The sequence below is a fragment of the Pseudomonas sp. PMCC200344 genome, assembly GCF_030053095.1.
Classification (GTDB): domain Bacteria; phylum Pseudomonadota; class Gammaproteobacteria; order Pseudomonadales; family Pseudomonadaceae; genus Aquipseudomonas; species Aquipseudomonas svalbardensis.
In genome coordinates this window covers 3,652,332-3,669,890 of record NZ_CP125618.1, presented here as the reverse complement: position 1 = coordinate 3,669,890, position 17,559 = coordinate 3,652,332, and the positions used below count along the sequence as shown (strand labels likewise).

Sequence of the window (17,559 nt, the reverse complement as noted above, 5' to 3'; positions counted from 1 at the left end):
CCGCCATGAGCCCTTTACTGGAGCAACTCTACAACGCACTCAGCGCGTTGATGGGGCCGGATGGTTTGAGCCGGTTGTTTTTTATGCTTTTTCCCTTATTTCTGATCTTTGAATTGCCCCTGATGATCATGGTGATGCTGGGGGTATTGCGCTGGTTCACACGTCGGCGCACCCGTGTGCCGAAGATCAGTGTCTATCGGCCCAAGGTCTCTTGCATCATTACCTGCTACAGCGAAGGGATGGATGTTCAGACCACGCTGTTAAGCCTGTGCGAGCAAACCTACCCCGGCCACATCGAGATGATTCCGGTGGTGGACGGGGCCACGGTGAACCAGCCGACGCTCAGCGCCGTTCGCAGTTTCAACGTGGATCCGCAGTTGTACCCCAGACGCCATTTGCGCCCGATCGCCAAATGGCAGAGGGGCGGGCGGGTGTCGTCGTTGAACGCCGGCCTGTCGCTTGCCAGCGGTGAAATCGTGATGGCGCTCGATGGTGACACGTCCTTCGACAACAACATGGTCAGCTCCATCGTGCGCCATTTCGAGGACCCGTCGGTGCCTGCGGTCGCGGGTAGCCTGCGAGTGCGCAATGTCTGGGCTTCGTGGGTGACCGCGATGCAGGCTCTGGAATACCTGTTGTCCATCCACATGTCGAAAATCGGTCTGGCCGAATGGAACCTGGTCAATAACGTCTCGGGGGCCTTCGGGGCATTCCGCCGCAGCTTTCTGGTGAAAATCGGTGGCTGGAACACGCACACCGCGGAGGATCTGGACCTGACGTTGCGCATCAAGAGTTACTTCAAGCGACACGACTTGAGGATTCCCTTCGAGCCGGAAGCGATTGGACACACCGATGCACCGTCTACGCTCGGTCAGTTTCTGATGCAGCGCTTGCGCTGGGATGGCGACCTGTTTTTTCTCTACATCAGAAAGCACAACCACAACATCAACCCCAACTTGTTGGGCTGGCCGACCTTTCTGATGATCCTGCTCAGCGGCTTCTTTTTTCAGCTGGTGCTGCCGTTCCTCATCTTCAGCTACACCTTGCTGGCGTTGTTTGTTCTGCCGGGCAAGACGCTGTTGTTTCTGTTTGTACTGATCTATGCGCTGTACCTGACGATCACCGCGATGTTGTTCGGCGCCATGTTGTTGATGGTGTCCGACCGACCTGCAAAGGACATGACCCTGGGGTTGTTGGTACCTTTCTTTCCGCTGTTCATGCTACTCCTGCGGTGCTGGAGCGCAGTGGCCATGCTCAACGAGATTTTTCGCCGGGGCCACGAAGAAAGCTCGATGGCGCCGTGGTGGGTGCTTAAACGAGCCACGAGGTTTTGATATGCGATCGATACTTCTGCTGCTGACGCTGTCGTTGCCCCCCACGATACTGGCCGCACAACCCCTTTCGGCTCCGGCGGTGGGGGCGCAGTCGAGCCAATGGTCCCAGGCCAGTTATGTCTGGGACAGCGAAGCGTTGCTCGATCCCGACCAACGTAAGGCGGAGCTCGAGCAACTGCGTAAAGCCGGGATGGACAAGATCTACCTTGGCCTCAAGTCCGCCCAGTTGAAAGACCTTGCCACGACGCGCCAACGGCTGGAGCAATTGCTGCAGGACGCGGCCGGCAAGGGGGTGCAAGTCAGCCTGTTGCTCGGCGATCCGGCCTGGATCGAACCGCAGGAGCGCCATCAGCTCACCGACTTACTGGCGAAGCTGAAGGGGCTTTCATTCACCAGCCTGCACCTGGACCTGGAACTCGAACAACTGGGCGTGCCGGTCCCTGATCAGCGCTTGAAGGACTTGCTCGATACCTTGCGCGCAGCCTCAGCAGCCAGCCCATGGCCGGTAGAAATCTCCAGTCACCATCGTTGGTTCGCTGAGGCAAAACCCGGAAAAACCTGTCTGCCGTGCGCGCTTCCCGAGGCGGGCGTGCGTCAGGTCAGCCTGATGATCTACACCCGTAACCCGAAAAACAGCGCACGAATGGCAGAGCAGATCGCCCAACGTTGGCCCGATCTGCAGTTTCGCCTGGCGCAAAGCACGGAGCCGCAACTGGATGCCACAGAGTCCTGGGCCGGCGCGTCGACTGAGCAGTTGCAGCACCAGACCAGTGTCTGGCGCGAACAGCTGCAACCACGGGGAATTGCCGGCATTGACTGGCAAGCCTGGCGAGACTTTCCAAAACGGTGAGCCGTCATGAAGATTCGATTCGATAGTCGCAAAGAACTGAACCCCACCCAGGAACAAGGATTGACTGTGCTTTACGCGCCGGGCAAACGCATGGCGTTTCGCGTGCGTTGGTATTTGATCTTGTTCCTGGTTGCGAGTCCCTTGATCTGGTTGGGAGGGAAGCTGGCTTACGGCATGTTGATGATCGACGCACCGGCGCAATTGCGCCTGCCGATTCTTGAGGTGCGCGCGCGGGATGCCGGTCGGGTCGATCAGCTGTTCGTCATGGCCGGGGAGCAGGTCCAGATTGATCAGCCGTTGGTCAGTCTCGACAATCCCGAATGGCGTGCGCGACTCTCGCAGCTCACTGCGATGCCGACCAAAACGGTGCCCACCACCAACACCAAACTGGACACCAGGGAACGTCAGTTGCTCAGGACCCGAGTGAGCAGGACGGAGGAGCGCGTACAGGTGCTTGAGGACCTCGTTTTATCAGGCGCCGTCTCTCGTGGAGAAGTGCTGGCCGCCCAATCCGAACTCGATGCTTTTAAAGCAGACCTGTTGGCGTTCGAGCGCCGCGAACAATTGGCTCGTCAGTCGCCGTTGAGCGTTGAGCGCGAGATTATTCAACAGACCGCCGAAAAACAGTGGTTGAAAACGCGCCTCGCCGCATTGTCGGTCAAGGCTACGCAGAGCGGTCGAATTGCGGAGGTGTTGGTCACTCCCGGCGAAAACGTCGGTGCGGGTACGTTGTTGATGCGCCTTGAGCGGCTGGAAGAGCCCCTGCTGTGGATTTATCTGGAACCGCTGAATATCAGCTACGCCGCGATCGGCCAGCCGCTGCGCGTACGCATGCCCGATGGCGAGTGGTTGGCGGCCCATGTTGTCCAGGCTGTCGACAGCGCCGGTCGCACGCCGACGGTGTTGCGTGGGCCATTCGCTGCCAGCGAAATGGGCTTGCAGGTCGCCGCCCGGTTTGATCGCCCTCTGTCGCCGCGCTGGAGAATCGATCAACTGCCGTTGAATGTGCGCTTTCCCACCGACTGGCAACAAATGCTCAGTAACAGCCGTGAATTCATCGAGCAAATAGGCGACTTCATTGCAATGGATCGAACACCCACCACTGCACCGGGGAGTAAATAAATCATGACTGCTGATCGAATTCTTGTGACGGGCGGTGCCGGTTTCATCGGTTCGCACCTGGTCGAAGCACTCCTTGAAAGTGGTTATAGCGTACGGGTTCTGGACGATCTTTCCAGTGGGAAATTGTCGAACTTGCCGATTGATCGCTGCCATTTGACCCTGGTGGTGGGGGATGTCGCCGACGCGCCGACGGTGGAGCGGGCGATGAAAGACTGCAGCGCGGTGGTGCATCTGGCGGCGGTAGCCTCGGTGCAGGCGTCGGTCGATGACCCGGTCGCGACTCACCAAAGCAATTTCGTCGGTACGCTGAATATCTGCGAAGCCATGCGCCAGGCAGGCGTAAGACGGGTGGTTTACGCGTCCAGTGCGGCGATCTATGGCAACAATGGCGAGGGCATGGCGATTACCGAGGACACGCCCAAGAATCCGCTGACGCCGTATGCCGCCGACAAACTGGCCAGCGAACATTTCCTCGATTTCTACCGACGCCAACACGGTCTTGAACCGGTCATTCTGCGGTTTTTCAATATTTACGGACCTCGTCAGGACCCTTCATCGCCTTACTCCGGTGTCATCAGCATTTTCAGCGAGAGGGCGCAAAAAAAACTCCCCATCACGGTTTACGGTGATGGGGAGCAAACAAGGGATTTTGTTTACGTCAATGACCTCGTAAAGGTCCTGGTACAGGCGGTCGGAGGGTCAAAGCCGTGTATCGAGCCGGTCAATGTCGGGTTTAACCGGTCCACCAGCGTTAACGATCTGGCGGCGGCATTGAGCGAACTCCTGGGGCGACCCCTGACGTTGAACTACGACGCGCCACGTTCCGGTGACATCAAACATTCGCGCGCCGACAACCGTCGCCTGCTTGAGCGTTTTTCCTTGAGCTCACCGACCTGTTTTGCCGAGGGCCTGGGTCAACTGCTCAGAAGTATTGATTCCGGGGGGCGGTAGCGGCGAGCTCAGTCGCCAGCAGGTGCTCCTCCAGCACATCGCTCAGGAACCGGAACTGATCATTGAGCCCGATCACTTCATTGTTGAAGTGATTGGCGGCGGACGGCATCAGCAGCGCCTCGAAGTTTTTGTCGAACACCAGTTCGAACGTTTTGCGCCAAACGAAGGACTGGGAATAGTAGTTGTTGCCGAACACCGCAAAGCTTACAGCCAGGGTCACGGAGTGAATCATGACGTGCGCTCCTCGGACAGGACGTACCAGGAAAAAACGCTCAGTGTGACGGCCGTCAGGGCCAGGCAGGTCAGGAGATGGATAATCATGATTCGCCCCTCCGATGCGGGGTTTTGCGTTGGGTTAAGGCTGATCCTACGCTGACGGTTTTTGAGCGGAAGGCGTTCGCGGCGATGGTGAATATCGACATAAGTGATGGTGGGATCATCGCTGACTGTTCCGGCCCCAAGGTGGGCAGCCACCTATACTCAGGCATATAGCCCTTGATCTGATTTCAACCCGAGAGAACCGCGATCTTGAACCTGCGTTCGCTGATCGTCGCCGTGTTGGTGGTGTTGGCGGGATGCGCCACGCCTGCGCGTGCGCCAGTGGAAGTGGTGCCGGTGATTGTTTCCCAAAGCACCTGGCAAATGGTGGACCGGGAGATTGTCGCGGCGTCGCAATCGGCCACCGAGCAGACCAAAATCTACGCGCGCGGTGCCATGGATTACTGGCGAACGCGGGTCTATCAACTGACCGAAGAAAACTTCATTCCATGGTTCAGCAGTTACTGGACCCAGGAATGGCTGTCGATGAAGGTCAGTTGGTACACGCTCAGCGCCAAGGGCGAGCAGGATGCCTCGGCCAAGCGCCTGGCAGCCTATCTGCTGGAGCAATACCGACAGCGCGTGCTGGCGCCGGTCGCGGTGGAGATCGATCCTGACGCGATTCTCGGCCTGGCAGCGGCGTTCTATGTGGACATTCTTCAGGAAGAACTGCAGCGAATCTCCCAGCGCCACGGCGTGCCGATGGCTCAGCTCAACGGCCGTATCCAGAAAATTCCCGCGATTGCCCTGGGCCCGCCGCCCGCCCGGAATGCCTCGCTGTATCAGGTCGTGCACACCCAACCGCTGAACACGCTACCGGCCTACGCGGCGCTGATCGACAAGATCCACAAGGCAGGTGGCGACCGAGGAGTGGATTCGACCGACACCGCCATGGCGCCGGTGGCCAAGCGCGCCAGCCAACGGATGGAAGCCGAAATGGTCCCGCGAGGTGCGGCCAGTGCGGTGGCCGCTGCTGCGGGCAAATTGGCCGGGGGCTTGATTTCCGTGGGTGTGGCGGGGATTCGCGCGATTATCCAGGCCAATGACCGGCCTGACAGCGAGGCACTGATTCGCAGCAGTCTGGGTAACACGTTCGACAAGGCCTGGCTGAAGCTGGTGCAAAACCCGACCACCGGCGTGATGGCCGGTACGTTGTACATGGCGGCGCAGATCGAGGGCAACCTGGCGGGGAGCGCCGAAGTACCGTCGGTCAGTTCGGGCAGCGGATCTGTCGAGTGGGGGCCGACGGAATCGACTAACCAGCAGATCGCCCCATAACCCAAGGAGAACGACCATGTCCTACGTTGATGGCTTCATCGCAGCCGTACCCACCGCCAACCGCGAAAAATTCAAGAAGCACGCCGAAACCGCCGCTGTCATTTTCAAGGAAAGCGGCGCCCTCAGCGTCGCCGAATGCTGGGGCGACGACGTCCCTGACGGCAAAGTGACCTCGTTTCCACTGGCGGTAAAACTCAAGGAAGACGAAACCGTGGTGTTTTCCTGGATCATCTGGCCCGACAAGACCACCCGCGATGCAGGCATGGAAAAACTCATGACCGATCCGCGCATGCAGCAGGACGTCAACCCGATGCCGTTCGATGGCCAGAGGCTGATCTTTGGCGGGTTCGAAATGATCGTAAAAGCCTGAAACCAACGACAGGATCACTCCGGTGTCGGGGTGATCCTGCAACTCTTGCGATTACGGATTTCGCTGTCTGTCGGCCGCTCTTTGATGAACTCGAAGCGCGGCTCACCTTCGTTGTAATGAACCAGCCAGCCCCATTCCAGCTCGGACTCATCCTGACCGGGTTTCGGTGGTACAGCCCACCATGGCTCCTTGCTGATGATCTCGCGCATGGCCCCCTCCAGTTGCATCGTTTGCATGAACTATAACTTGGATGTCAGGAGGTGCCAGATATGAGCGACGAATCCCATGAGCCGTTAAAACGACTGTTTTTTGCCCTGAACTGCACGCCCGAGCAACGTCGGGCCATTGCCCAATGGCGCAGCGCACTTGAACTCAGGAGCGGACGCCCGGTGCCGGTGGAAAACTTTCACCTGACGTTGATGTTTTTGGGCGCTGTCGAGGTGGCGAAAATCGCCGATATCTGCGCGGCCGCTGCCAATGTTCGAACGCCGGGAGTGCCTTTGAAGGTTGCGCTTGATCGGCTGGATGTCTGGCGCAGGGCAGGGGTGTTGGTGTTAGCGCCAGAGCAGGCATCACCGGAATTACTTCGGCTGGTTTATGCGCTTGAGCAGGCCATGCTGCCGTTCGGGGTTGAGGATTCGCCGAAGGAGTTTCGGCCGCATCTGACGCTGATGCGTGATTACCGAGTGCCGGTGCCAGAGTCCGCGACGCCGCCCGAGTTCTATCTGCGGGCCGATCACTTCACCCTGTTCGAATCCCATAAGGGCCGCTACCGAGCGCTGGCCGAATGGCCGCTCGTTCCATCATAAAAAAAGGCGCCCGAGGAGGGCGCCCAAATTCACCTTAACCGAGGAAGCCAGGTGAGGCCGTTCTACAGATAGGAGTGCAGCGGTGGTAAGGCGCTGCGTGAACGGAAATCAGAATTGAGTGTGTCCACCACCCCCTGTAGGAGCTGTCGAGTGCAACGAGGCTGCGATCTTGGATCTTGATCCGGAAAAAACAAGATCAAAAGATCGCAGCCTCGTTGCACTCGACAGCTCCTACAGAAGCGGATTTTTGTGGTTATTTGCCGAGCTTCACCCGCGTCCACCCCCGGGTCATCACCCGCTGAACGCCAATCGGCATGTCCGGAATGGCATACAGCGTCGCCATCACAGCCTGCGACGGATACGACCCCGGATCATTGCGAATTGCTTCATCCACCAAAGGCGTGGCCGCCGCGTTGGCGTTGCTGTAGCCGATGTTGTTGGTGATCTCGGCGATGATGTCCGGGCGCATCAGGAAGTTCATGAACAGGTAGGCGTTTTCCACGTTCGCCGCGTCCCGAGGGATCGCGACCATGTCGTAGAAACTGCCCGCGCCTTCCTTGGGAATGCTGTAATCGACCTTCACCTTATCGCCCGCTTCTTGGGCGCGCGCCTTGGCTTGCAGCACATCGCCGGAGTAACCGACGGCCACGCAGATGTTGCCGTTGGCCAGGTCGGAGATGTATTTCGACGAATGGAAGTACGCCACCGAAGGACGAATCTTCATGAACAGCGCTTCTGCTTCGGCGATCTGCTCCTTGTTCTGCGAGTTCACGGGGTAACCCAGATAGTGCAGGGCGGCCGGGAGCATCTCGGTCGGCGAGTCAAGGAAGCTGATGCCGCAGGCTTTCAGCTTGGCGGCGTTTTCCGGTTTGAACAGCAGGTCCCAGGAGTTGGTCGGCGCGTTGCTGCCAAGCACTTCCTTGACCTTTTCCGGGTTGAAACCGATGCCGATCGAGCCCCACATGTACGGGAAGGCATGGCCGTTATCCGGATCGCTGGCGGCAGCATTTTTCAGCAGGACCGGGTTGAGGTTTTTCCAGTTCGGCAGCTTCGACTTATCCAGTTCCTGATAGACGCCAGCCTTGATCTGCTTGGCCAGGAAACTGTTGGACGGCACGACGATGTCGTAGCCGGATTTACCGGCGAGCAGCCGTGCCTCAAGGGTTTCATTGCTATCGAACACATCGTAGGTCACGCGTATGCCGGTCTCGTCTTCGAACTTCTTGACGGTGTCCGGGGCGATGTAATCCGACCAGTTGTAGACGCGCAGTACCTTGTCATTGGCCTGGGCGCCGGTGGCAATCGCGCCCAATAAGGACAGTGTCAGCAGAGTCCTGCCAAACATTTTCATCGGTACAACTCCATTCTTTCTACTAAAGAGCTTTTATCGTTGACGCAATGCAGTGAATAACGACGGCACTAGGCCGTCGCTTTTACCATTTGCTTTTTAGGTTGCTGCCAGGATTCGCTGGCGGTCTGGTCCATCGCTTCCTGGATCGCACGTTTACGGGTCGCTTCGGCGCGACGGCTGAAGTACCAGACCATGAAGGTCACGATCGATACGGCGAGCAGAATCAGGCTGGCCACGGCATTGATCTCAGGCTTCACGCCCAGACGCACCGCCGAGAACACTTCCATCGGCAGGGTTGTTGAACCCGGGCCGGACACGAAACTCGCCAGCACCAGGTCATCCAGCGACAGGGCAAACGACATCATGCCGCCGGCCGCCAGTGACGGCGCGATCATCGGAATGGTGATCAGGAAAAACACCTTGAACGGCTTCGCCCCGAGGTCCATGGCCGCTTCTTCGATGGACAGGTCCAGCTCACGCAAACGCGCCGAGACCACCACCGCCACATACGCCGCACAGAAGGTGGTGTGGGCGATCCAGATGGTGACGATGCCACGTTCCTGCGGCCAGCCGATCAACTGCGCCATGGCCACGAACAGCAGCAACAGCGACAGACCGGTGATCACTTCGGGCATCACCAATGGCGCGGTGACCAAACCACCGAACAACGTGCGGCCCTTGAAGCGCGTGACGCGAGTCAGCACAAACGCCGCCAACGTCCCCAGCGCTACCGCAGCAATCGCGGTGTAGCAGGCGATTTCCAGCGAGCGCACCACCGAACCCATCAGTTGCGAGTTATCGAGCAGGCCGGCGTACCACTTGAACGACCAGCCGCCCCATACGGTTACCAGTTTCGAGGCGTTGAACGAGTAGATCACCAGAATCAACATCGGCAGGTAGATAAACGACAGGCCGAAAATCAGCATGAACTTTGAAAATCCGAAGCGTTTCATCCCCGTGCCTCCATCTCTTTGGCCTGACTGCGGTTGAACAGCAGAATCGGCACAATCAGGATCAACAGCATCACCACCGCCAGGGCAGACGCCACCGGCCAGTCGCGGTTATTGAAGAACTCTTGCCACAGCACGCGACCGATCATCAGGGTCTCCGGTCCGCCCAGCAGTTCCGGAATCACGAACTCACCGACCACCGGAATGAACACCAGCATGCAGCCAGCGATGATCCCGTTCTTGGCCAGCGGCACGGTGATTTTCCAGAAGTTGTTGAAGTTGCTCGACCCCAGGTCCGACGCGGCTTCCAGCAGACTATGATCGTGCTTGACCAGGTTGGCGTACAGCGGCAACACCATGAACGGCAGGTAGGCGTAAACCACCCCAATGTAGACGGCCGTGTTGGTGTTGAGGATCTCGATCGGGTGCGAGGTCAGCCCGGTCCACATCAGAAATCCGTTGAGCAAACCGTTGTTGCTGAGAATGCCCATCCACGCATAAACACGGATCAGGATCGCCGTCCAGGTCGGCATCATGATCAGCAACAGCAGAACGTTTTGCGTTTCCTTGTTGGTCTTGGTGATCGCGTAGGCCATCGGAAAACCGATCACCAGGCACATCAGCGTGCTTAAAAACGCGACCTTCAACGAGCCGAAGTAGGCCGAGATGTACAACTCATCTTGGGTCAGCAGCGAGTAGTTGCCGATGTTGAGCAATAGCTGAAATTTCTGCTCGGCGAAGGTGTAGATCTCTGAGTAAGGAGGAATGGCCAGCGCCGCTTCCGAGAAGCTGATCTTCATCACCAGGAAGAACGGCAACAGGAAAAACAGGCACAGCCACAGGAAAGGAATCCCGATGACGAGCTTTCGACCACTCGGCATCAGCCGCATGAACTGCTGATTGAGTGTTTTCATGAGCGCAGTACCACGCCGCTGTCGTCTTCCCACCACACGTAGACCTTGTCGTCCCAGGTCGGACGTGCGCCACGGCGTTCGGCGTTGGCCATGAACGACTGCACGACCTTGCCACCAGGCAATTCCACGTAGAACACCGAGTGACCGCCGAGGTAGGCGATGTCATGCACTTTGCCTTCGGACCAGTTGTAGCGGGTATCGGGTTTGGTCGTGCTGACCAGCAGTTTTTCCGGGCGGATCGCGTAAGTAATCGACTTGTCCTGCACCGAGGTGCTGACGCCGTGACCGACGTAAATCTTTTGCTCCAGATCCGGGCTGTGAATGATTGCGTGACCCTCAAGGTCTTCCACAACCGTGCCTTCGAAGGCGTTCACGTTGCCGATGAATTCGCAAACCATGCGGCTGACCGGCGCCTCATAAATATCCACCGGGCTGCCGATCTGCGCGATCCAGCCCAGGTGCATGATCGCGATGCGTTGGGCCATGGTCATGGCCTCTTCCTGATCGTGGGTCACCATCACGCAGGTCACGCCGACGCGCTCGATGATCTCAACCAATTCCAGTTGCATCTGCGAACGCAGCTTTTTATCCAGCGCACCCATCGGTTCGTCGAGCAGCAACAGCTTCGGACGCTTGGCCAGGGAGCGAGCCAGGGCCACGCGCTGACGCTGACCACCGGACAGTTGATGCGGTTTGCGCTTGGCATATTGGGTCATGTGCACCAGTCGCAGCATCTCTTCAACGCGGGCGTCGATTTCGCTGTTGGACAGCCGATCCTGCTTCAGGCCGAAGGCGATGTTCTGCGCCACCGTCATGTGCGGGAACAAGGCGTAGGACTGGAACATCATGTTGATCGGCCGTTCGTACGGCGGCATGTCGGTGATGTCGACACCGTCGAGCAGAATCCGCCCTTCGGTCGGGCGCTCGAAACCTGCGAGCATGCGCAGCAGGGTCGATTTACCGGAGCCGGAACCACCGAGCAGGGCGAAGATTTCCCCTTGATGGATCTCAAGCGAGACATCGTCCACCGCGGTGGTTTCGTCGAATTTCTTGGTGACGCGGTCGACTTTCACCAGCACCTTTTTCGGTGACTGGTGACCTTCAAGAGCCTTCCTGTAGATGCTGGAGGCGTTTGCCATGTGAAACTCCCAACAGGTTTCAGTCGTCGGGCCAACGCGGCCTGACTTAATAGTTGATTGCAAGCCCGAGCCGGTGTTACCGGTTGGCGATGACCCCTGTAGGAGCGAAGCTTGCTCGCGAAGACGGCGTGTCAGTCGACATCATCGTTGTCTGATACACCGCCTTCGCGAGCAAGCTTCGCTCCTACAGGGGATTGCGCTTGCTGACCGCTCGGGCTTATTCGGCGCCGCCGTCCTGGCTGCCTGGTGGTACTTGTTGTTATCGCGTTTGTTGTTGTCGTGAGGGACTGGCGCGCAAAGGCGTATCCGCCAGCCTCACGGGGGCAGTAATTGATTTAGTCGTGTTTGAAGTCAGCGCTTATTACGTAGCGCGGCCCGTCGCCGGCACGCATCGCCAAACGCCTGGAAAATACTCAAATAAAGAGGATTCGACAGAACCTGCCATTCCGGGTGCCACTGCACGCCAACGGCGAAGGTCGGGCTGTGTTCAACCGAAATCGCCTCGATCAAACCGTCCGGCGCAATCGCTTCCGCACGCAGGCCGGGCGCCAGTTGGTCGATGCCCTGGCTGTGAATCGAATTGACCTGGAACACCTGAGGCAAATCCAGCGCCTCGAACACACCGCCCGGTTGCACGTTGACCGCGTGAGCCGGTGCGTATTGCACCGCCAAATCCGGATGATTCGCTTCCCGGTGATCAAGCATGCCCGGGAGTTCGTGGACCTTCTGATGCAGGCTGCCCCCGAACGCCACGTTCATTTCCTGAAAGCCCCGGCAGATGCCAAGCACCGGCACGCCCGCCGCAATGGCCGCACGCAATAAGGGAAGGGTGGTGGCGTCCCGTTGCGGATCGTGATCCGTGCCGGGGGCGCTGTCGGGACCTTGATAGTGGAAGGGTTCCACATTCGAGGGGGAGCCGGTCAGCAGCAGACCGTCGAGCTGCGCGAGCAGGTCATCGATTTCGGTCAGATCGCCTAAAGAAGGAATGACGACCGGCAGCCCCAAAGCCGCGACGCTGACAGCACGCAAGTACTTGTCGCCGCTGACATGGTAGGGGTGCAGGCCAATCTGTTTGACGCACGCAGTAACACCGATCAATGGCTTGAGTGCCATTTTTATCACCTCGAAGTTTCACACTTGAACGAGCTTTTCCGGAGCTTAGCCTTGTTGATTTTAATTAACAACTCTCATGTAAAAAATTCTAAACGCCGCACGTCCGATCTTCAGGGTTTACACGGTGCGCAAGACTGATTTGGCACTCTCGTGCCCAAGAAAGGCCAGAAAATAAAGGTGGAGAGGTCAAGTGTTCGCTATTGACTTCACTTTGCCGTTCGGGTTGACTGGGCTCGCAACAAGGTAGTGAACATAATAATTAACAGCTAATAGGTGCATCATGTCGGTCCCTCTGCGTACCGTTCAACTCAACGAAGCAAACGCATTCCTTAAGAAATATCCTGAGGTTTTGTACGTCGACCTTCTGATTGCGGATATGAACGGTGTGGTGCGCGGCAAGCGCATCGAGCGCACCAGTCTTCATAAGGTTTACGAAAAAGGCATTAACCTCCCGGCGTCTCTGTTCGCTCTGGACATCAACGGTTCTACGGTGGAAAGCACCGGCCTGGGTCTGGACATCGGCGACTCAGACCGAATCTGCTTCCCCATCCCTGATACGCTCAGCATCGAGCCCTGGCAGAAGCGCCCGACCGCGCAACTGTTAATGACCATGCACGAACTCGAAGGCCAGCCGTTCTTTGCTGACCCTCGCGAAGTACTGCGTCAGGTCGTGAGTAAGTTCGATGACATGGGCCTGACCATCTGCGCCGCGTTCGAACTCGAGTTCTATCTGATCGACCAGGACAACGTGAACGGTCGTCCGCAATCGCCACGCTCGCCGGTGTCCGGCAAGCGTCCGATGTCGACTCAGGTGTATTTGATCGACGACCTCGACGAATACGTCGATTGCCTGCAAGACATCCTTGAAGGCGCGAAAGAGCAGGGCATCCCTGCTGACGCCATCGTCAAGGAAAGCGCCCCGGCGCAGTTCGAAGTGAACCTGCATCACGTCAACGACCCGATCAAGGCCTGCGACTACGCGGTGTTGCTCAAGCGTCTGGTGAAGAACATCGCCTACGACCACGAGATGGACACCACGTTTATGGCCAAGCCGTATCCGGGCCAGGCGGGCAATGGCTTGCACGTGCACATTTCGATTCTCGACAAAGAAGGCAACAACATCTTTGCCAGCGAGGATCCCGAGCAGAACGCCGCGCTGCGACACGCGATCGGCGGTGTGCTCGAGACCCTGCCGGCGCAGATGGCGTTCCTCTGCCCGAACGTCAACTCGTACCGTCGTTTTGGCGCGCAGTTCTATGTGCCGAACTCGCCGAGCTGGGGCATCGACAACCGTACCGTGGCAGTGCGTGTGCCGACCGGTTCGTCGGACTCCGTGCGTATCGAACACCGCGTGGCGGGCGCTGATGCCAACCCGTACTTGCTGATGGCGTCGGTACTGGCCGGTATTCACCACGGCCTGACCAACGAAATCGAGCCGGGCGCACCGGTTGAAGGCAACAGCTACGAGCAGAACGAGCAGAGCCTGCCGAACAACCTGCGCGATGCACTGCGCGAGCTAGCCGACAGCGAAGTCATGTCGCGCTACATCGACCCGCTGTACATCGACGTGTTCGTGGCGTGCAAGGAAAGCGAGCTGGCCGAGTTCGAGAACTCCATCTCCGACCTTGAGTACAACTGGTACCTGCATACGGTTTGATGGGTAACACCGGATCCAGGCTGAAAACCCGATCAACTGTGGGAGCGAGCCTGCTCGCGAAGGCGGCGGCACAGTCAACATTGATGTTGTCTGACGCACCGCTTTCGCGAGCAGGCTCGCTCCCACAGGGGATTGCAGTCCCACTACTTATTCCTCTGCGTCGAGTCACAACCATGACAAACACTCGCAGCGACTGGGAGCAACGCTTCCAGTCCCTAACCATCGAAGGCCGCGCATTCATCGACGGCCAATACTGCCCGGCACTCAGCGGCGACACCTTTGAATGCATGAGCCCGGTCGACGGTCGCTTCCTGGCCAACGTCGCCAGCACCGACGAAGCCGACGCCAATGCGGCAGTCGCCGTCGCACGCCGCACCTTCGAATCCGGCATCTGGGCGCGGTTGGCGCCCGCAGAACGCAAACGCATTTTGATTCGCTTCGCCGATCTCATCCTGGCCAACCAGGAAGAACTCGCCCTGCTCGAAACCCTCGACATGGGCAAGCCGATCAGCGACTCGATGAACATCGACATTCCAGCGACCGCCAACGCGATCCGCTGGAGCGCCGAAGCCATCGACAAGATCTACGACGAAGTCGCCGCCACGCCGCACGACCAACTCGGCCTCATCACCCGCGAACCTGCCGGTGTGGTCGCCGCCATCGTGCCGTGGAACTTCCCGCTGATCATGGCCAGCTGGAAGTTCGCCCCAGCCCTCGCGGCCGGCAACTCGTTCATCCTCAAGCCTTCGGAAAAGTCGCCACTCACGGCCATCCGCATCGCCCAACTGGCGCTGGAAGCGGGAATCCCGAAAGGCGTGTTCAACGTCCTGCCGGGCTACGGTCACACCGTCGGCAAGGCGCTGGCGCTGCACATGGACGTCGACGTGCTGGCCTTCACCGGCTCGACCGCGATTGCCAAGCAACTGCTGATCTATTCCGGCCAAAGCAACATGAAACGCGTCTGGCTCGAAGCCGGCGGCAAGAGCCCGAACGTGGTGTTCGCCGACGCGCCGGATCTGCGCGCGGCAGCACAAGCGGCGGCCGGTGCGATTGCCTTCAACCAGGGCGAAGTCTGCACCGCCGGTTCGCGCTTGCTGGTGGAACGCTCGATTCGCGAGCAGTTCATCCCGCTGCTGGTGGAAGCACTGCAAGCTTGGAAACCGGGTCACGCCCTCGATGCAGAAACCACCGTCGGCGCGGTCGTCGATCAGCGTCAACTGGACAACGTGCTGCGCTACATCCAGGTCGGCAAAGACCAGGGCGCGCAACTGATTGCCGGCGGCAGCCGCACCCTCGAAGACACCGGTGGCCTGTACGTGGAACCGGCGATTTTCGACGGCGTGACCAACGCCATGACCATCGCCCGCGAAGAAATCTTCGGCCCGGTGCTGTCGCTGATCACCTTCGACACCGAAGAAGAAGCGCTGGCGATTGCCAACGACAGCATCTTTGGCCTGGCCGCTGGCGTGTGGACCAGCAACCTGAGCAAGGCCCACACCTTCGCGCGCGGCTTGCGCGCCGGCAGCGTCTGGGTCAACCAGTACGACGGCGGCGACATGACCGCGCCGTTCGGCGGGTACAAGCAGTCGGGTAACGGTCGGGACAAATCGCTGCATGCGTTCGACAAATACACCGAACTCAAAGCGACCTGGATCAAGCTCTAACACCTCTACAACGGCGGTCGCCGGCACGTGCCAGCGGCCATCGGAGAAACGTATGAAAACAACAACACATGTAAACAGCTACTACGCCGCCACCCGCAACTTCACCGGCGACTTCCCTGTCCTGGAACAAGCGGTGGACTGCGACGTCTGCGTGATCGGCGCCGGCTACACCGGTTTGTCCTCGGCCCTGTTCCTCGCCGAAGCCGGCTACAGCGTGACCGTGCTCGAAGCCGCCAAAGTCGGTTTCGGCGCCAGCGGTCGCAACGGCGGCCAACTGGTCAACTCCTACAGCCGCGACGTCGATGTCATCGAAGAACGCTACGGCGACAAAACCGCCGAAGTCCTTGGCAGCATGATTTTCGAAGGCGCCGACATCATCCGTCAGCGCATACAGCACTACGACATCCAGTGCGACTACAAGCCGGGCGGCATCTTCGCCGCGCTGAACAAAAAGCAACTCAAAGGCCTGGCCGAGCAGAAAAGCAACTGGGAGCGCTACGGCAACAAGAACCTGAAAATGCTCGACGCGGCGGAAATCAAGCGCGAAGTCGGTTGCGACAACTACGTCGGCGGCCTGCTCGACATGCAGGGCGGCCACATCCACCCCCTGAACCTGGCCCTCGGGGAAGCCTCGGCCATCATCGGCCTGGGCGGCAAAATCTACGAACAATCGGCGGCGGTGGAAATCACTTACGGCGAACCGATCACCGTACGCACCGCCAAAGGCGTAGTCCGCGCCAAATACCTGCTGATTGCCGGCAACGCCTACCTGCCGCAAGACCTCGACAACCGCGTCACGCGCAAAAGCATGCCGTGCGGTTCGCAAATCGTCGTCACCGAACCGTTGTCCGAAAAGGTTGCGCGCAGCCTGATCAAAAACAACTACTGCGTCGAAGACTGCAACTACCTGCTCGACTACTACCGCCTCACCGCCGACAACCGCTTGCTGTACGGCGGCGGCGTGGTCTACGGCGCCCGCGAACCGGACGACATCGAACAGCTGATCAAGCCGAAAATCCTCAAGACCTTCCCGCAACTGAAGGACGTAAAAATCGACTACCGCTGGACCGGCAACTTCCTGCTGACCATGTCGCGCATGCCGCAATTCGGCCGCATCGAGAAAAACGCCTACTACATGCAAGGCTACAGCGGCCACGGCGTCACCTGCTCGCACCTGGCCGGCAAACTGATCTCGGAAATGATCCGCGGCGACGCCGAACGCTTCGACGCCTTCGCTTCGCTCCCGCACATGCCCATGATCGGCGGCCGCACCTTCCAGGCCCCACTCACCGCCATGGGCGCCGCGTACTACGCACTGCGTGACCGTTTCGGCATCTAAGCGACACAATCCCTGGGGGAGCGGGCTTGCTCGCGAAGGCGGCTTAACATCCAACAATGATGTAGCTGACACATCGCCTTCGCGAGCAAGCCCGCTCCCACAAGAGATCTATGGCATACACAAAATTTGTATACGACCAGAACCAAACTGTGGGAGCGAGCCTGCTCGCGATGAGGCCATACCAGTCACTAACAATCCCACCTGACACCCAGTAACCGCATCCACAGTTCACACAGCCAAACAACCCAACTTCAGGCCGAAACAACCTTTTTACCCAACCACTTATCGAACCTGCTGAGCAACACCACCAAACGTGATTTAATACCCGCCTTTCAAATTTCCGGGACAGGGAAGCGGTGTTTTCGCGGCCAAAAGTCGCCCGCCATCCACCCCCATAACC

17 protein-coding genes are annotated in these 17,559 nt (G+C 58.8%); 10 read left to right on the top strand and 7 right to left on the bottom strand.

Translation table 11 applies throughout. The features are described 5' to 3' along the window. Positions 1 to 5: 5 nt before the first annotated feature. From QFW87_RS16600 to QFW87_RS16585, 4 genes are read left to right on the top strand one after another with little or no spacing between them, the layout of a single operon-like run. Positions 6 to 1,334 carry a glycosyltransferase gene (locus QFW87_RS16600; protein ID WP_283188277.1) on the top strand — a complete coding sequence of 443 codons (1,329 nt, stop codon included), beginning with the start codon at positions 6 to 8 and terminating at the stop codon, positions 1,332 to 1,334. A 1-nt stretch (position 1,335) separates the two neighbouring features. Beyond that, positions 1,336 to 2,184: a hypothetical protein gene (locus QFW87_RS16595; RefSeq protein ID WP_283180591.1), complete on the top strand. Its 849-nt coding sequence runs from the start codon at positions 1,336 to 1,338 to the stop codon at positions 2,182 to 2,184. A gap of 6 nt (positions 2,185 to 2,190) precedes the next feature. After that, entirely contained in the window at positions 2,191 to 3,306 is a 1,116-nt protein-coding gene (locus tag QFW87_RS16590) for an efflux RND transporter periplasmic adaptor subunit (RefSeq protein WP_283180590.1), read from the top strand. A gap of 3 nt (positions 3,307 to 3,309) precedes the next feature. Then, positions 3,310 to 4,257 carry an NAD-dependent epimerase/dehydratase family protein gene (locus tag QFW87_RS16585; protein ID WP_283180589.1) on the top strand — a complete coding sequence of 316 codons (948 nt, stop codon included), beginning with the start codon at positions 3,310 to 3,312 and terminating at the stop codon, positions 4,255 to 4,257. Here QFW87_RS16585 and QFW87_RS16580 read toward each other — a convergent pair. Then, positions 4,229 to 4,489: a hypothetical protein gene (locus tag QFW87_RS16580; RefSeq protein ID WP_283180588.1), complete on the bottom strand. Its 261-nt coding sequence runs from the start codon at positions 4,487 to 4,489 to the stop codon at positions 4,229 to 4,231. The two genes, QFW87_RS16585 and QFW87_RS16580, sit on opposite strands and share 29 nt — an antisense overlap. Positions 4,490 to 4,785: 296 nt before the next feature. Between QFW87_RS16580 and QFW87_RS16575 the strand changes: the two genes are divergently transcribed. Then, the gene (locus tag QFW87_RS16575) at positions 4,786 to 5,853 is read left to right on the top strand and encodes a hypothetical protein (protein WP_283188276.1); all 1,068 of its coding nucleotides are present in this window, start codon (positions 4,786 to 4,788) and stop codon (positions 5,851 to 5,853) included. 16 nt (positions 5,854 to 5,869) lie between these two features. Next, positions 5,870 to 6,223: a DUF1428 domain-containing protein gene (locus QFW87_RS16570; protein ID WP_283188275.1), complete on the top strand. Its 354-nt coding sequence runs from the start codon at positions 5,870 to 5,872 to the stop codon at positions 6,221 to 6,223. A 14-nt stretch (positions 6,224 to 6,237) separates the two neighbouring features. Here the strand turns inward: QFW87_RS16570 and QFW87_RS16565 are convergent, their stop codons facing one another. Then, positions 6,238 to 6,432 (bottom strand): hypothetical protein, encoded by a 195-nt coding sequence (locus tag QFW87_RS16565; protein ID WP_033056474.1) that lies wholly within the window; start codon positions 6,430 to 6,432, stop codon positions 6,238 to 6,240. 60 nt (positions 6,433 to 6,492) lie between these two features. On the opposite strand from QFW87_RS16565, the gene thpR reads away from it, so the two are divergent. Continuing rightward, a complete protein-coding gene (thpR, locus tag QFW87_RS16560; RefSeq protein WP_283188274.1) occupies positions 6,493 to 7,032 on the top strand; it encodes an RNA 2',3'-cyclic phosphodiesterase in 540 nt (179 codons plus the stop codon). 253 nt (positions 7,033 to 7,285) lie between these two features. Here the strand turns inward: thpR and QFW87_RS16555 are convergent, their stop codons facing one another. The 5 genes from QFW87_RS16555 to QFW87_RS16535 all read right to left on the bottom strand — a co-directional run bounded on the left by QFW87_RS16555 (position 7,286) and on the right by QFW87_RS16535 (position 12,499). Beyond that, positions 7,286 to 8,383, bottom strand: coding sequence for a polyamine ABC transporter substrate-binding protein (locus QFW87_RS16555; RefSeq protein ID WP_283188273.1), 1,098 nt, complete (start codon positions 8,381 to 8,383; stop codon positions 7,286 to 7,288). Between the two features lie 68 nt (positions 8,384 to 8,451). Next, on the bottom strand, positions 8,452 to 9,336 hold the full coding sequence (locus tag QFW87_RS16550; RefSeq protein WP_283188272.1) for an ABC transporter permease subunit: 885 nt from the start codon (positions 9,334 to 9,336) through the stop codon (positions 8,452 to 8,454). Further along, positions 9,333 to 10,214: an ABC transporter permease subunit gene (locus QFW87_RS16545; RefSeq protein ID WP_283184586.1), complete on the bottom strand. Its 882-nt coding sequence runs from the start codon at positions 10,212 to 10,214 to the stop codon at positions 9,333 to 9,335. The genes QFW87_RS16550 and QFW87_RS16545 overlap by 4 nt, the downstream gene beginning before the upstream one ends. A 29-nt stretch (positions 10,215 to 10,243) precedes the next feature. Next, on the bottom strand, positions 10,244 to 11,386 hold the full coding sequence (gene potA, locus QFW87_RS16540; protein WP_283180582.1) for a polyamine ABC transporter ATP-binding protein: 1,143 nt from the start codon (positions 11,384 to 11,386) through the stop codon (positions 10,244 to 10,246). Positions 11,387 to 11,737: 351 nt separating this feature from the next. Continuing rightward, complete coding sequence (locus tag QFW87_RS16535) at positions 11,738 to 12,499, bottom strand: gamma-glutamyl-gamma-aminobutyrate hydrolase family protein (RefSeq protein ID WP_283188271.1); 762 nt, start codon at positions 12,497 to 12,499, stop codon at positions 11,738 to 11,740. Between the two features lie 280 nt (positions 12,500 to 12,779). On the opposite strand from QFW87_RS16535, the gene QFW87_RS16530 reads away from it, so the two are divergent. The 3 genes from QFW87_RS16530 to QFW87_RS16520 all read left to right on the top strand — a co-directional run bounded on the left by QFW87_RS16530 (position 12,780) and on the right by QFW87_RS16520 (position 17,159). Then, a complete protein-coding gene (locus QFW87_RS16530; protein WP_283180580.1) occupies positions 12,780 to 14,156 on the top strand; it encodes a glutamine synthetase family protein in 1,377 nt (458 codons plus the stop codon). Between the two features lie 173 nt (positions 14,157 to 14,329). Then, positions 14,330 to 15,820 (top strand): aldehyde dehydrogenase, encoded by a 1,491-nt coding sequence (locus QFW87_RS16525; RefSeq protein ID WP_283180579.1) that lies wholly within the window; start codon positions 14,330 to 14,332, stop codon positions 15,818 to 15,820. 52 nt (positions 15,821 to 15,872) lie between these two features. Beyond that, positions 15,873 to 17,159 (top strand): FAD-binding oxidoreductase, encoded by a 1,287-nt coding sequence (locus tag QFW87_RS16520; protein ID WP_283180578.1) that lies wholly within the window; start codon positions 15,873 to 15,875, stop codon positions 17,157 to 17,159. Positions 17,160 to 17,559: the final 400 nt, after the last annotated feature.

What these genes read in the sequence shown, in the direction of transcription:
- QFW87_RS16585 (WP_283180589.1), top strand. Translation starts at nt 3,310, where the DNA reads ATGACTGCTGATCGAATTCTTGTGACGGGCGGTGCCGGTTTCATCGGT.
- QFW87_RS16565 (WP_033056474.1), bottom strand. Translation starts at nt 6,432, where the DNA reads ATGCGCGAGATCATCAGCAAGGAGCCATGGTGGGCTGTACCACCGAAA.
- QFW87_RS16580 (WP_283180588.1), bottom strand. Translation starts at nt 4,489, where the DNA reads ATGATTCACTCCGTGACCCTGGCTGTAAGCTTTGCGGTGTTCGGCAAC.
- QFW87_RS16600 (WP_283188277.1), top strand. Translation starts at nt 6, where the DNA reads ATGAGCCCTTTACTGGAGCAACTCTACAACGCACTCAGCGCGTTGATG.
- thpR (WP_283188274.1), top strand. Translation starts at nt 6,493, where the DNA reads ATGAGCGACGAATCCCATGAGCCGTTAAAACGACTGTTTTTTGCCCTG.
- QFW87_RS16530 (WP_283180580.1), top strand. Translation starts at nt 12,780, where the DNA reads ATGTCGGTCCCTCTGCGTACCGTTCAACTCAACGAAGCAAACGCATTC.
- QFW87_RS16525 (WP_283180579.1), top strand. Translation starts at nt 14,330, where the DNA reads ATGACAAACACTCGCAGCGACTGGGAGCAACGCTTCCAGTCCCTAACC.
- QFW87_RS16590 (WP_283180590.1), top strand. Translation starts at nt 2,191, where the DNA reads ATGAAGATTCGATTCGATAGTCGCAAAGAACTGAACCCCACCCAGGAA.
- QFW87_RS16595 (WP_283180591.1), top strand. Translation starts at nt 1,336, where the DNA reads ATGCGATCGATACTTCTGCTGCTGACGCTGTCGTTGCCCCCCACGATA.
- QFW87_RS16555 (WP_283188273.1), bottom strand. Translation starts at nt 8,383, where the DNA reads ATGAAAATGTTTGGCAGGACTCTGCTGACACTGTCCTTATTGGGCGCG.
- QFW87_RS16550 (WP_283188272.1), bottom strand. Translation starts at nt 9,336, where the DNA reads ATGAAACGCTTCGGATTTTCAAAGTTCATGCTGATTTTCGGCCTGTCG.
- QFW87_RS16545 (WP_283184586.1), bottom strand. Translation starts at nt 10,214, where the DNA reads ATGCCGAGTGGTCGAAAGCTCGTCATCGGGATTCCTTTCCTGTGGCTG.
- QFW87_RS16520 (WP_283180578.1), top strand. Translation starts at nt 15,873, where the DNA reads ATGAAAACAACAACACATGTAAACAGCTACTACGCCGCCACCCGCAAC.
- QFW87_RS16535 (WP_283188271.1), bottom strand. Translation starts at nt 12,499, where the DNA reads ATGGCACTCAAGCCATTGATCGGTGTTACTGCGTGCGTCAAACAGATT.
- QFW87_RS16570 (WP_283188275.1), top strand. Translation starts at nt 5,870, where the DNA reads ATGTCCTACGTTGATGGCTTCATCGCAGCCGTACCCACCGCCAACCGC.
- potA (WP_283180582.1), bottom strand. Translation starts at nt 11,386, where the DNA reads ATGGCAAACGCCTCCAGCATCTACAGGAAGGCTCTTGAAGGTCACCAG.